This is a genomic window from Oerskovia enterophila (assembly GCF_044748475.1).
Classification (GTDB): Bacteria; Actinomycetota; Actinomycetes; order Actinomycetales; family Cellulomonadaceae; genus Oerskovia; species Oerskovia enterophila.
On sequence record NZ_JBIVFZ010000003.1, the window covers coordinates 762,528 to 775,888 of the forward strand.

The following is a 13,361-nucleotide window of genomic DNA, read 5'->3' on the forward strand; positions in this document are numbered from 1 at the left end:
CGTGGGAACCAGGCCCGAGCTGTTCCTTCCTGGATGGCCCGCCGAGTCCTTCGACTCGTGGGACCGTCTCACGGACCGTGCCCAGCGCCTCACGGCCCGGGCGGGCACAGGCCGACAGTTCGACCTGCTCCTCACCGAGGTCCGCCACCTGATCGACGCCAGGCGGATCGACCTGCTCGCCGCACGCCTTCCCGAACGCCGCTTCGCGCGTGCCGTCGTGACGGTCTGGTCGGAGGACCGCGAACGTGCCCGCGCGTCGATGACCCCGGGCCTCGTGGCGTTGCTCGTCGACTCGCAGGCACCCCGCCCCTCCCGCCTGCTCGTTGCTGCCCTGGCGTCGATGTTCCTGATGCACTTCGATCACCTCGACTCCTGGTCCCCGGGACTGTTCGGGGCCACGAGCACGGCAGTCGAGCGAGCCGTGACGCAGATCCCCGTCCGCAGGACTCGCGCGGCGACGCCGCCCCCACCCCCTCCGCGCCCCACAGGGGCCTCCGTCCCGCCACCACCGCCACCGCCACCGCCACCGCCACCGCCGAGCCCACCCACGAGCCGCGACATCGTCGACGCCTTCCGGTACAACTCCGAGTTCCTCCTCGACCTCGAGGCACCGCGAGCCGTCGCGCAGGGACTCCGAGCCACAGGGATGGCACTCGTGGACTGGCTGCGCCAGATCGGGATCAACGGGCACGTCAACGGCCGGTACGGCATCCGCGTCCGTGAAGCCGTCTTCCTCGAGAAGATCAAGGCGGCCGACCACACGCGGGCCGACGGGCTCGGGTTCCTGGCGGAGCTCACGTCGAAGACCGTCGTGGAGTCCCTGGGCACCGACGGCATGTACTTCGGGCACCAGATCCTGATCGCCATGACCGACAAGCCGGATATCGCTCCGTGCGACGAGTGGCTCGACGCGATCGTGAAGATCGGTGGGGACCCCCGACTCCAGCGACAGGCGCAGTGGCACACATGGTGGCAACCCCTGCCGCAGGCTGCCCGCGACAAGGCTGTCCGGTGGATGAGCGTCGAGGACCTCCGCCTGTTCCTCACCGCCGTGGAGAACCACGGCGTGCTCACCCGCAACGCAGAGCTGCAGCGAATGTTCCCGGCCCGCAAGACCTTCCTGTGGGGGCTCTACGAGAGCGGGCTGGTCCGCGAGTCCCGGATCTTCCTCGGCAGCGGAGCCAGCGCATCGGTCCAGCGCCAGCTCGGCAGGCGACGGACTGACGCTGCTCATCTCACGCAGCGGTCCGACACCGCGATCGTGTTCCTGGACTGCGGCGACTTCCACATCGTGGAGGGCTCCCACAGCTTCAAGCTCTGGATCTACGCGGGCCGCCCCGTCGCCCGGTTGCTCGACCGCTCACGGCGGAGCTACTCGCCCGACGAGCTCATCAAGAGCATCCCGGCGCTCCACGCCCAGCAGCACCCTGCCGGCTGGCGTGCTCACGTCGGTATCACCCACTACCCCACGACGTGGCAGCACGCTGCCCTGAAGTTCCTGATCGAGACCCTCGGCGCGCCGGTCGACCCGCAGCGCGTGCTGATTCCCGAGGACTACTCGACGCTCAAGCACCGTTTCGGACTTCCTGTCCGAGGCGCGACCCTTCTGAGGAGCTGACATGGGCCTGCGTGACCTCCTGCGAGCCCGGCGCATGCGCCCTGACGACACCGAGTCGCCCATGCGGCTGTTCGCGGTGTCGTACGATTCCGACGGCGCCAACTTCGTCACGACGCCCGAGGACCTCGCGCTGCTGCACCGAGGCGAAGGGCAGCGGTCGGCCCAGGAGCAGCACCTGGTCCTCGAGATGCTCGCCGAGCAGGGTGCGGCCTACCTCCTGCCCAACGGCTTCGCGATGCGCTCTGCGGACGTGGCCCGTCTGGGCGACGACGAGGCCGAGGTCCTCGGTCTCCCCCGGCGCCTGCCCGGCACGCTCGAACCGGAGGTCCGCGGCAACACGACGTCCCGCACGTTCTCCGTCACGCTCAGGGCCCGCATCGGGAGCCACCTGGAGCCGTGCCGCCGGAACGGTCCCGTCCTGACGATCGGCACGGCGACCCACTACCGGCTCTCGCCACGCGCGCTCAAGGTGATCTGCGCCGTCGAGCACCACGAGGCGCTGGCCTTCGAGGACCGCACCGAGACGAACAACGTGCGACTCGTCGCCGAGCTCCAGGCCGCCAGGATCCCCCTGCCCGACGACCCGGACCGCGACGAGCCGTTCCCGCTGCCCCTGGGGCACCTCACGAGCTGGTCCACCACGGTCCCGGACCGGGTCGGTCTCCTGGTCGACGAGCAGCACGACGGCTCGTTGCACATCTCTCCCGACCTGGGGCCTGACGTCGACCCGGATCGGTTGGCGAGAAGGTGGCACCAGATCGAGGGCGACCGGCAGGCCGGCGTCCTGCGCATCGACGAACAGCTCGTCCTCCTCGACGAGCAGCGCCTCGCAGGCGTGCGGGACGTGCTGGCCACGCCCCGCATCCCGGCAGAGAGGGCACGGGACTTCCTCACGGCGCCGGGGCAGTTCTTCGACCACGAGCTCGTCGACGTCGAGCTGAACTTCGGTGTCCGAGTCGCGGGTGTGGGCATCATCGTCCCGCAGACCTTCGCCGACGCGAGCGAGTCGGGCATCTCCTGGTTCGGGGACTCGGACGGCGTGCAGCCGGCCAGCATCCTCGCGGGGCTCATCGCCACCCTCCCTCAGCTGGACACGGTCGAGCAGGACGTGCGCGCTGCGCAGGACCAGGGTCGATCCGTCATCGCGGTCGGTGACCAGCTGGTCGACATCAGCGACAGGTCCACGGTCGACAGCGAGCTCGCCACGGCACGTGATCGCCTCCTCGACGAGACCCTCCTGCCTGACCCCGGCGACGACGACCAGACCGACCCGTCGGACCCGGCGACCCCGCGGACCGTTCGGGTGGGTGTCCACGTCGCGGACGTCCAGGACGTGGGCGAAGCGCTCCGGGCCTCCGCGTCGAGCACACCTCCTGGTCGCCCGGTCGACTACGCGAGCCTCCTGCGCTCGCCGTACCCGCACCAGCGCGAGGGCATCGAGTGGATGGTGCGGCTCATGACCGCGTCTCTCCTCAAGCCCGACGGCGACCCCTCACGCGTCCAGGGTGCGATCCTCGCGGACGACATGGGCCTCGGCAAGACCTACATGACGCTCGTCGCGCTGCGCGAGTTCCTCGAGGCGCAGCGCGCACGTGGGGGGATGGTCCGCCCGACGCTCGCGGTCCTCCCGGTCTCGCTGATCGAGAACTGGCAGGCGGAGATCGACGCGACCTTCGCGACGAACCCGTTCGAGGACGTCGTGGTGCTCCAGGGCAAGGGCATCACAGCCTTCCAGGAGCTGGGGCGGGGCAAGGAGACCACGGCGAGCGTCGTGAACCTCGACGACCAGGGCATGCTGCGTGCCGACGCGATCCGCTTCTCGCTGAAGATCGGTCCGGAGCACGGCAGGAGTCGGCTCGACATGCCGGGCCGGCTGGTTCTCGTGACGTACGAGACGCTCGCCTCGTACCAGCTCTCGCTGGCGCAGGTCGACTGGGGTGCGGTCGTGTTCGACGAGGCCCAGACCATCAAGAACCCCGACGCCCTGCGCACCCGGGCCGCCAAGGCGCTCAAGGCGCGGTTCATGCTGCTGGCCACGGGAACCCCGGTCGAGAACAAGATGCTCGACTTCTGGTGCCTCATGGACGCCGCCCAGCCGGGGCTCCTGGGCTCCTGGGCTGAGTTCCGCACACAGTGGGTCTCGCGGATGGAGAAGGCTCCGAGCGAGGAGAAGTCCCGGATCGGGCAGGAGCTGCGTGAGCTCGTGGGCCCGTTCATGCTGCGACGGATCAAGGAGGACCACCTCAGGGACCTCCCTCCCAAGACGGTCTACGGCCCCGAGGGCGGGCCCGCGCAGGTCGCCCGCCCAGATCTCGGCGTCATGATGCCCGTGCCTCAGCGCGACGCGTACGACGCGGTGCTCGAGGGCTACCGGCGCAACGGCCCGGGGGTCCGCGGGGCGGCGCTCGCGACCGTCCAGGCTCTGCGTGGCGTGAGTCTCCACCCGTCGGCGTCGGGGGACGCGCCGCTGTCGAGCGATCCCGCGGGCCTCGACCTGTCCGCGCGCATGCAGGCGGCGGTCCAGGTCATCGACGAGGTGCGGGCGGTGGACGAGAAGGTCATCGTGTTCGTCATCAACAAGAAGGTCCAGGCTCGGCTGGCCCTGTGGTTGCAGGAGCGCTACCGGCTGCGGGTTCGTGTCGTCAACGGCGACACCGCCGCGGTGGGTGCAGGCGCGACGCGCAAGGGGATCATCGGGGAGTTCGAGCGATCGCCGGGCTTCAACGTCATCATCATGTCGCCGCTCGCGGTCGGGGTGGGGCTGACGATCGTCGGGGCCAACCATGCGATCCACCTGGAACGGCACTGGAACCCTGCCAAGGAGGCGCAGGCCACGGACCGCATCTACCGGATCGGTCAGACGCGGCCCGTCCACGTCTACCTCCCGATGGCCCTCCACCCGGACACGACGTCGTTCGACCTCAACCTGGACCGGTTGCTGCAGCAGAAGTCGACGCTGCGGGACGCGATCGTCGTTCCAGAGGCGGTGGGAGAGCAAGAGGTCGTGGCTGCGCTGGGGCTCGTGGGCTGAAGGGCCCCGCGCCTGGGCCCATCAGCCCGACGACGGAGCGCACCCGGGCGGATCTCCTTGCCTGGGTGCGCTCCGCCGGTTCACGCCTCGTCGAGCTCGCGCTCATGCTCGTCCGTGCGCAGCTCCCAGCTGTCGTGCAGGCCGTCCCAGGTGTCCCAGAAGTCGACGTTGCTGAAGGGGAACTCGAGGAGGACGCCGTTACCACCGAGGATCGCCTCGACCCCGATCGCGCTGCCGTCGGAGTCCTCGTGCACGTCGAGGCCGACCGGGTCGTGGTCGAGGTCATCCGTGACTCTGTCCGCGAGAGACTCCAGGTCGGCTGCCTCGAGCACGGCGAACAGGTCGTCGAGCGACGCGATCCCCCGCACGTGATCTGGATTCCAGTCGCGGCGCCGGCCTTCCCACCGGCAGGCAGAGCAGGAGTGGGTGGCGACCGGTCCCGCAGGTAGAGCGCAGCCGCCCATCACGTAGACGTCGGGATCGACCGGTCCGGGAGGCATTCCCCAGAAGATGAGGCGAAGCTCTGCGCCGCACCGCGGGCAGTCGAGCGGACGGGACCGCAGCCCCGACTCACTCGCTTCGCCTTCTGCGTCCGATGACTCCTCCTCGGACGACCACAGTGCACGGATCGAGGCCGCGGTGCTCGCGGGCAACGGTCCTTCCGTGCGGAGATCGTGGCCTTGCCCCTCCGCGACCCGTCTCACCGCCGCATAGGTGACCGAAGCCTGCGAAGGTGGCGTCACACAGATCGCCACGGTCGAGCCGTCCGTCGAGTCGCGGACGAGACGAACGACGGTCGTGACCGGCCACGACCTGCGGTTCCCTGTGGGAACCTCCTGATCGTCGGCCAAGGTGAACGGCAGAAACTCGTCGCCGACACGAACGCCGTCCTTGTATCCGTCTTCCCCCAGGCGGTATCTCTCGATCGAGTGCTCGACGAACTCTTGAGCCACCAGTCCGAGCACTGCCTCGACCTGGGGCGAAGGTGGAGTCTCGTCCTCGATCCATGGGACGACCCACAATCCAGCGCTCGTCGGTGCACGAGGAACCGCTCGCGGCTTCCGTGCAGCCTGAGGGCGATAGATCCCCCGAGCCCGGTCGATCCACTCCTGATTGACCCACTCCGAACCGCGGGCGCCCGACCATCGATCGATCTGAAGGTCCGCCTGTGCGGCGACCTCGACGTCGTCGGTCAGGAGCGCCGCCTCACGCAGCGACGTGCGCGAGCGCTCGGAGGCGTTGGCCGATCCGACGAGGGTCTTGCGCTCACCGGCCTCCTCGGACCCGGCGACGATCACCTTGGCGTGCAGCCGGGCGACCGACACCAGGATCACGCCACGGTCGAACAGCACCTGGAGCGCAGCGGGGTTCGTCGTGCCACCGGCGAGCGACTCGTCGGACCCGTCGAACACCAGCGTGTCCCCCGCGCCCAGAGGTAGCAGCTCCGGGGCCTCACGTCCCACGTAGGCGATCGCGGCACGCACCGGCCCGGGCCACGTCACCGTGCGCAGCGACTCCCAGACCTTCTCCGACACGAGATCGATCACGCCGCCCCCTCCTCGCGCTCCGCGTAACGCGGCGCCATCGACTCCATCTGTTCCATGACGAGCTTGATCGCTCCGGGCTGCTTGTCCGGCGGGTAGCCGTGCTTGACGAGGAGCCGCTTGATCGAGGAGCGCAGCTTGGCGCGCACGTCCTCGCGCACGGTCCAGTCGGTGCGCACGTCGCGCCGCAGGACCGTGAGGAGCTCTCGTGCGATGTCGGCGAGGACCCCGTCCCCCTGGACCTCGACGGCCGACTCGTTGGTCGAGACCGCGTCGTAGAACGCGAGCTCGTCGCTCGTCAGGGGTGGGGAGAACTGGGCACCGCGGTCGCCTTCGGCCGAGACCTCGTGCGCCATCTCGATGAGTGCTGCGATCACCTCGGCGGACGTGAGGTTGGAGTTGGTGTACCGCGTCATGAGCTCGTTGAGCCGGTCGGAGAACGCACGCTGGCGCACCAGGTTGTTGCGGGTCGCGGCGCGCGACTCCTCCTGGATCACCTTGCGGAGCGCCTCGATCGCGAGGTGCGGGTTCTCGGCGTGCGTGGCCGTCGCGAGGAAGGACGTGTCGATCTCGTCGATGCGCGGCGACTCCATGCCGGCCGCCTGGTAGATGTCGAGCACCTCGCCCGAGTCGACGCTCTCGGCGACGAGGTGGTTCAGCATGCGCTGGACGTCGTCGGGGATCGCCTCGCCCCGCGCCTGGCGGTCCTCGGCGTCGAACTTCCCCATCCAGACGCGCACCTCCTCGAAGAACCGCACGTCGTCGGCGATGTCGGTGAGGTGGTCCGCTCCCCCGGCGAGGGCCCAGGCCCGGTGCAGCTGACCTGCCTGACGGCGGAAGGTCGCGCCGAGCGTGTCGCTGCCGTCCTCGACGTCCTGGGGCCGGTTGCCGACCGTGCCCGGGTCACGCAGGTGGTTCACGGTCGCGTGGACGGCCAGGACGTACGCCCGGTCGCCGGGCTGCTCGAGCCGCGAGCGCCAGTCGAACCCGGAGAGCGTCGCACGCACCTGGGACACGAGCAGCTCGGCCAGCGCGACGGCTTCCTCGACCTGACGGCCGAGCGGGCGGGTCGCCTGGTCCTGGGGCGAGTACTCGCGCAGCGCGGCGGCGAGGTTCTCCGCGACGGGGGCATAGGCGACCAGCAGGCCTGCGGTCTTGCCGCGGAACGTGCGGTTGACACGGGCGAGCGTCTGCATGAGCAGCGCGCCCTTGATGGGCCGGTCGAGGTAGAGGGTGTGCAGGGGCGGGGAGTCGAACCCCGTGAGCATCATGTCCTTGACGATCACGATCTCGAGCTCGTCGTCGGGGTCCTTGAGCCGCTGCTTGATGGCCGCGTTCTCGCTGTCACGCCGCACGTGATCGCGGATGGGCGCGGGGTCCGACGGCGTCCCCGAGTAGACGACCTTGATCTTTCCGGTGGACAGGTCGTCGGAGTGCCAGTCGGGGCGCAGGGTGACGATCTCGCTGTAGAGCCGTGCACAGATCTCGCGGGTCGCGCCGACGACCAGCGCCTTGCCCGGGGTGCGTTCGTGCCCAGTGCGGCCGAGCGACTCGAACATCGCGGCCCGGCGCCCTTCCCAGTGCGCGACGAGGTCGGCCGCGAGCGCCTCCAGGCGGGCCGGGGCACCGTAGATCGCGTTGACGACCGCGACGCTCGACTCGATGCGGCGGCGCTCGGCGTCGTCGAGCCCAGTGGTCATCTCGTCGGCGGCCGCGTCGATCGTGGACTCGTCGGCGCCGTCGACGAAGTCGACCTTCACGAGACGGGAGTCGAAGTACACGGGGACCGTGGCGCCGTCGTGCACGGCGCGGGAGAGGTCGTAGACGTCGATGTCCTCGCCGAACACCGCACGCGTGTCACGTTCGGCGGTGCTGATGGGTGTCCCGGTGAACGCGATGAGCGTGGCGTGCGGGAGGGCGCTCTTGAGGTGCCAGGCGTAGCCGTCGAGGTCGTCGTAGTGGCTGCGGTGGGCCTCGTCGACGACGACGACGATGTTGCGCCGGTCGGACAGCAGAGGGTGCTTGGTGCCTGCCTGCTTCTCGGCGGGCGAGAGCCCGAACTTCTGCAGGGTCGTGAAGTAGATGCCGCCGGTCACCCGGCCGGCGAGCTCGGTCCGCAGCTCCTCGCGACGGCGGATCTGGCGGGGTTCCTCGGGCAGCAGCTGGCTGCGCCGGAAGGTCTCGTAGAGCTGGCCGTCGAGCTCGGTGCGGTCGGTCACGACGACGACCGTGGGGTTGCGCAGTCGAGGGTGCCGCATGACCTGGTTGGTGTAGAGCTCCATCTCCATGGACTTGCCCGAGCCCTGGGTGTGCCAGACGACGCCCGCCTTGCCGTCGGACGCGACGGCGGTGATGGTCTTCTCGATCGCCTTGGAGACCGCGAAGTACTGGTGAGGCTTGGCGACACGCTTGCTGAGCCCTTCACTCCCCTCGTCGAACGCGACGTATCCGTGCAGCAGCTGGAGGAAGCGGAGCTGGTCGAACAACCCGTAGAGGGCGAGCCGCAGCGCGGTGACGGGTTCGTCCTCGGCGGGCGTGTCGCCGTCGGGCGCCTGCGCGCCTTCCGGGCGGCCGGACGGCCCGACGGGGCGACCGTCGTCGTCGACGTTCCACGGCGAGAAGTGGTTGAACGGCGTGAAGGGCGTGCCGTAGCGCGCGGTGATGCCGTCGGAGAGGACGGTCAGCACGACGAAGCGGAAGACCAGCGGCAGCTCACGGACGTAGGTCGCGACCTGGGCGTGGGCCGCGGCGAGGTCGGCTGCCCTGGTGCCCGCGTTCTTGAGCTCGATCACGCTGACGGGCATCCCGTTGAGGAAGAGGACGACGTCGAAGCGCCGTTCGACGTCGCCGCGCACGACCGTGACCTGGTTCGCCGCGAGCCAGTCGTTCTCCGATGGCTCGCTGCTCACGAGGCGGATGGTCGGGTTCTGCTCGATGCCCTCGGCGTCGATGTAGCTGATGCCACGGAACCCGTCGGTCAGGAAGTCGTGGACGCGCTTGTTCTCGGCGATCGCGTCGTTCGACGTCGGGGCGACGATCGCGGCGAGCGCCTGGTCGAGGTACTCGCGCGGCACGTCCGGGTTGAGCGCGCGCAGCGCGGTGCGCAGGCGGGTGGGGATGAGGAGCTCGTCCCACGACTCGCGCTCGGGGACGGGGTGCCCGTCCGGCCCGACGGCGGCGCTCGCCCCGGGCGCGATCTCCTTGCCGTGCTTCACGGTCCAGAAGAGCTCGCCCAGGTCGTCGAGGGCCAGGTGTTCCCAGGCGTCCTCGGTGAGCTTCATGGGTCCTCCGTGGTGTCGGTGCTGCGACTGCTGCGCTGCGGTGCTGGTCCGGAGCCTATCGGCGCCGTCACTCATTCTTGGTGGTCTCGTGGCGGGGCGCGGTGGGTGAAGTGATAAGGGCTATATCGGCCCCGAGGGGGAACGCGCCGCGCGATCAATCGCCGAGAATGGATCCTGCCCGGTGGAAGGTCGCGCCGATCTCGTCGACCGTCAGGTCGAAGGCGTAGGTCTCCGCCGCCATCTGCACGACGACAGGGCTGGCGATCACGCGACGAAGATGGTCGATGCCCTTCTGAACGGCAGGACCGATCGTCGGATGGTCGGAGTGCTCGTCGAGAACGCCCTGGACCTGCTCGAGGTCACAGGCCTCCAACAACCGCCAGACGTCTCCTGAGTCCTTCGCGCGCAGACGGGCGGGGTTGCCATCGAGCCGTTCCGAGATCTTGTACGCCTTCGCGATCAGCAGTGCGCCATGTCCTGCGACGTTGACTTCCACACTGTCCGACGGGTCGGTGAGATCGGTGACGAGCAGCGGGGATCGGTCGTAGGAGCACAGCTCCACCCCTTCGGCGTTCCCGACCGACATCTTGCCGTGCACGAGCGAGAGAGCCGGCACACCGCGCGTGCGCTTGCCCACGTTCCCTGCGATGGCGCGCCCGGCAAGCAGGTCGACGGTCTCGGTCCACGAGGTGGACCCGTCGGGCTGGATGATCCGCCCACGCCCCCACTGGCCCGGGCGGGATGGTGGCACTCCTTGAGCGGCCCGCAGCTCGTACCCTTCCCCCACGAGTGTCGCTTCGATGCTCGTGTCAGCCACGAGCTCAGGCGTGACGGAGAAGTCTGCGTCCGCAGTTGCGGACGGTTCGATCGGTACGTCCTGGGTGCGAAGGATCACGGCGTGCGCGCCGACGACGGTCAGTGCAGCCCGGTGCTGATGGAGCGATCGCACGGCGTTGATCAGAGCGCGTCGACTCCACTCGTTCGCGGTACCAGGAATCCCGCCGTCGCCTCGATCCGTCATCCGCGCACGCCCAGCAGGAGGTCGGCCTGATCCGGCATCCGGCCAGGGCCGCTGTAGCAGTCGATGGCGACCTGAGCAGTCGTGGCGACGATGGTGCCATCCACCGTCCGAGCACCGAGCTCACTGAGGCCGTCGAAGGGGACGAGGGTGATCCGACGACCGCGCGCGCCGCTAGCAAGCGGAACCAGCCCGAGGACTTCCTGTGCCTGCTGGATGCCCTCGACGTACAGCACCGGCCAGACCTGGGTGGCGTGCGCGCCGAGCAGGTTGGCGGCCGCGTCGCCGGTGAGCGCGTACGGGGCTCCCGCTCGGCCGAGCGCCTGGGCAAGGTCGACGGCCAGGCCAGCCGGCGCGAAGTCAGCACCGCCGGGCCTGTCGGCGAGGCGGGCCAGGCGTGCGGCTCGGAAGGCGACGTCCGCTTCGCGACCGACGGCGGCCCGCCCGTCGGGGCCGATGATGCGGATGCGGGACCAGCGCGCGATCCACTCCCGCGCACCAGGAGTCAGTTCGACGTCCTGGCCCAGCGCGTACCGTGCGGCTCGCAGGGCCTCGACGTCAGTGGCCTCCACTGCGCCGATCTCCATGCCCATGACCTGCAGGATGGTGGTGGCGAGGTCAAAGCTCGGATCCATCTTGCGGGCCTCGATGCGGCTGATCGTCGACGGGCTGACACCTGCGAGCCCCGCAAGGTCACGGACGGACAGGCCGTTCACCTGGCGGAGGGTATTGACGCGCTCAGCGAGGTCCATGCGATCACCCTAGAACTGGTGTTGCGGATACGCAACACCCATCATCGGTCCGTCCTCGGGGCGACGCGCTCACTGCCGTCCACCTTCCGCGGCAGCGGCGCCGCCACACCCAGGATCTCGGGGGCGAAGGAGTACATCTCCTCGCGCTCTGCCCGCTCGGCGTCCGCCTTGCGCTGGGCCTTGCTCGTGGCCGCGCTCTTGGCGCCGCCCGCGCTCGGCTTGTCGCTCATCACTCCGCCTCCTTCACCGTCACGACCCCGTCCATCCCCCGGTCCGGGTGATAGGACCAGGCGACCGTGATGCCGTCCCAGCTCTCCTCCTGGCGGCCGTCCATGGACGTCGTCTGGCCCATGTGGGAGAGGACGGCGGCAGGCGCCTCCAGGACGTCGAGCACGCATTCGATGTCCTGGAAGTCTGCTCCGCCGAGGTAGTCCTCCTTCCCCTTGTTGTCGAAGGTCAGGGACAGTCCTTCGTCGGCCACGACGAACCAGTTGCTCTCGGCCTGGCCGCACAGGCCCACTGCCTTGGTCAGGGTCTCCGCGCGAGCCGCCTGCGCTGTGGCGGCCGAGACCTGATCGGCACGCGATTCGGCTGCCACCTCCCGTTCCTGTGCAGCGTCCTGCCCCGCACCGATCGCGGCCATACCGCCGGCCCCGACGACGAGTCCGATCACTCCCGTCACGACGGGCAGCACCCATGTGGGTCGCTTCCCCGGCCCGACGGCGGGGCTCCCCTCTCCCGTCGACGCCGCCCAGGTCTGGGCGTCAGCTGGCGACGGGGGCGGCGGAACATCGGCAGCGGGCTCGCCGCTGTCCGGGACGGGCGCGATGGGCTGGTCAGTCATGGCTTCTCCTGGAATCACGGTGGAACGGGGTTCAGGGGATCGACCCCGTGCTCAGTCTCTGTGGCGCGGGGGCATGACGCGATGAGTGCCGCGATAAGGGGATGATCAGATGGATCGCGGTGACCGAGTAGCGTCTGCGGTGTCAGTCGGTGGGGCGCACGTGGCCCACAACCCGACCGCCGAAGCCGAGCACCCACGTACGGAAGACGTCGCCACAGCCGAGGAGAGCACCGTGACCCACCAGCCCGGCTGGTACCCCGACCCGTACGACCCGCGGCTGGTGCGCTGGTTCGACGGAGAGCAGTGGACGCAGCACTCCCAGCCCGTCCAGCCTCCACCTTCCCGGAAGCTGAGCACGGGTTCGATCGTGCTGATCGTGGTGGGCGCGATCCTCCTCCTGTGCGCGATCGTCGCGATGATCCTCGGCGTCGTCGCCCTCGTTGCGTTCTTCGCGAATATCGCTCAGGGAGTCGTCTGCGGAGAGAGCCCGCACTACTGCACGTAGCAGGTTCCGGTCGGACGAGCTATGCGACGAGTCCCACGACGACGACCGACGCCACGCACGCCGCGATCGACGAGACGAGCATCGGAGCTGCTCGTCGCCGAGCATCCCGTCGGAGGTGCCCGGTCTCCGATGCTCTCTCGGCCTCCCAGGCCGCGACGAGCCCCGGGTACGCGGCGGTCGCGCGGTCGAACTCGACGTTGAGACGAGCCTGGCGTTCCGCCTGATCGGCCCGCGCGCGAACCATCTCGGCGACCCAGACCTCGTGGTCCGGGTTCACCTGGAACGCATAGCGCGGGCCGTAGCGCTTGATGCACGTCGAGCCGACCCGGGCTCGCATGCTCTCGCCGTTGGTCAGCGGCCGGCCACAGATCACGCACACCCGCGAGAGCAGCGGGATCTGCCGCGGAGGCTCGCGCCGGACGCGCCCCAGCTTCGCGACCGTGCGATGCGGCCGGCGTGGGCGACGGTAGTCGAGGTGTCGGCCGAAGAGGACAGCGCTCACCACGAACCAGACGAGGCTCGCGAGCAGGGCGACCGCCACAGCGGGTCCGTCGAGGAGTCCGAGGGCGCCGACCAGGAGGGCGACGACCAGGAGGGCGACGACCAGCAGCAGCCAGCGCTTCCGGCCCGACGGCGCCGGGCCCATTCGGGGATCGGGTCGGGCGGGGGCGGGACTTGCCTCGGGCGCCGCGTCAGTGACGCCTGCGCGATGGTTCATGACGTCCTGCTGTCGGATAGAGGGTGCGGCGGGCAGGGCGATCGGGCGAC

The 13,361-nt window shown here is 69.7% G+C and carries 10 protein-coding genes; 3 read left to right on the forward strand and 7 right to left on the reverse strand.

Features of this window, described 5'->3' with window-relative positions; genetic code table 11:
• Position 1: 1 nt before the first annotated feature.
• Together ACIPWA_RS12745 and ACIPWA_RS12750 are read left to right on the forward strand one after the other, a co-directional pair.
• Positions 2 to 1,618: an EH signature domain-containing protein gene (locus ACIPWA_RS12745; protein ID WP_400290626.1), complete on the forward strand. Its 1,617-nt coding sequence runs from the start codon at positions 2 to 4 to the stop codon at positions 1,616 to 1,618.
• Position 1,619: 1 nt separating this feature from the next.
• Entirely contained in the window at positions 1,620 to 4,649 is a 3,030-nt protein-coding gene (locus ACIPWA_RS12750; RefSeq protein ID WP_400290628.1) for a DEAD/DEAH box helicase, read from the forward strand.
• 80 nt (positions 4,650 to 4,729) lie between these two features.
• On the opposite strand, the gene ACIPWA_RS12755 is transcribed toward ACIPWA_RS12750, so the two are convergent.
• The 6 genes from ACIPWA_RS12755 to ACIPWA_RS12780 all read right to left on the reverse strand — a co-directional run bounded on the left by ACIPWA_RS12755 (position 4,730) and on the right by ACIPWA_RS12780 (position 12,088).
• Positions 4,730 to 6,196 (reverse strand): phospholipase D-like domain-containing protein, encoded by a 1,467-nt coding sequence (locus ACIPWA_RS12755; protein WP_400290630.1) that lies wholly within the window; start codon positions 6,194 to 6,196, stop codon positions 4,730 to 4,732.
• Positions 6,193 to 9,474: a type I restriction endonuclease subunit R gene (locus ACIPWA_RS12760; RefSeq protein WP_400290632.1), complete on the reverse strand. Its 3,282-nt coding sequence runs from the start codon at positions 9,472 to 9,474 to the stop codon at positions 6,193 to 6,195. Before ACIPWA_RS12760 ends, ACIPWA_RS12755 begins: the two co-directional genes overlap by 4 nt.
• A gap of 154 nt (positions 9,475 to 9,628) precedes the next feature.
• The gene (locus tag ACIPWA_RS12765; protein ID WP_400290634.1) at positions 9,629 to 10,423 is read right to left on the reverse strand and encodes a hypothetical protein; all 795 of its coding nucleotides are present in this window, start codon (positions 10,421 to 10,423) and stop codon (positions 9,629 to 9,631) included.
• Positions 10,424 to 10,491: 68 nt separating this feature from the next.
• Complete coding sequence (locus tag ACIPWA_RS12770) at positions 10,492 to 11,244, reverse strand: helix-turn-helix transcriptional regulator (RefSeq protein WP_400290636.1); 753 nt, start codon at positions 11,242 to 11,244, stop codon at positions 10,492 to 10,494.
• A 41-nt stretch (positions 11,245 to 11,285) separates the two neighbouring features.
• The gene (locus ACIPWA_RS12775; protein WP_400290638.1) at positions 11,286 to 11,474 is read right to left on the reverse strand and encodes a hypothetical protein; all 189 of its coding nucleotides are present in this window, start codon (positions 11,472 to 11,474) and stop codon (positions 11,286 to 11,288) included.
• Positions 11,474 to 12,088, reverse strand: coding sequence for a hypothetical protein (locus tag ACIPWA_RS12780; RefSeq protein ID WP_400290640.1), 615 nt, complete (start codon positions 12,086 to 12,088; stop codon positions 11,474 to 11,476). Before ACIPWA_RS12780 ends, ACIPWA_RS12775 begins: the two co-directional genes overlap by 1 nt.
• Before the next feature lie 232 nt (positions 12,089 to 12,320).
• Here ACIPWA_RS12780 and ACIPWA_RS12785 point away from each other — a divergent pair, with 232 nt between their 5' ends.
• The gene (locus ACIPWA_RS12785) at positions 12,321 to 12,593 is read left to right on the forward strand and encodes a DUF2510 domain-containing protein (RefSeq protein ID WP_400290642.1); all 273 of its coding nucleotides are present in this window, start codon (positions 12,321 to 12,323) and stop codon (positions 12,591 to 12,593) included.
• Between the two features lie 19 nt (positions 12,594 to 12,612).
• Here the strand turns inward: ACIPWA_RS12785 and ACIPWA_RS12790 are convergent, their stop codons facing one another.
• The gene (locus ACIPWA_RS12790) at positions 12,613 to 13,239 is read right to left on the reverse strand and encodes a hypothetical protein (RefSeq protein ID WP_400290644.1); all 627 of its coding nucleotides are present in this window, start codon (positions 13,237 to 13,239) and stop codon (positions 12,613 to 12,615) included.
• Positions 13,240 to 13,361: the final 122 nt, after the last annotated feature.

Excerpts from the sequence above, each read along its gene's own strand:
- ACIPWA_RS12750 (WP_400290628.1), top strand. The coding sequence starts at position 1,620 with ATGGGCCTGCGTGACCTCCTGCGAGCCCGGCGCATGCGCCCTGACGAC.
- ACIPWA_RS12760 (WP_400290632.1), bottom strand. The coding sequence starts at position 9,474 with ATGAAGCTCACCGAGGACGCCTGGGAACACCTGGCCCTCGACGACCTG.
- ACIPWA_RS12770 (WP_400290636.1), bottom strand. The coding sequence starts at position 11,244 with ATGGACCTCGCTGAGCGCGTCAATACCCTCCGCCAGGTGAACGGCCTG.
- ACIPWA_RS12775 (WP_400290638.1), bottom strand. The coding sequence starts at position 11,474 with ATGAGCGACAAGCCGAGCGCGGGCGGCGCCAAGAGCGCGGCCACGAGC.
- ACIPWA_RS12780 (WP_400290640.1), bottom strand. The coding sequence starts at position 12,088 with ATGACTGACCAGCCCATCGCGCCCGTCCCGGACAGCGGCGAGCCCGCT.
- ACIPWA_RS12790 (WP_400290644.1), bottom strand. The coding sequence starts at position 13,239 with ATGGGCCCGGCGCCGTCGGGCCGGAAGCGCTGGCTGCTGCTGGTCGTC.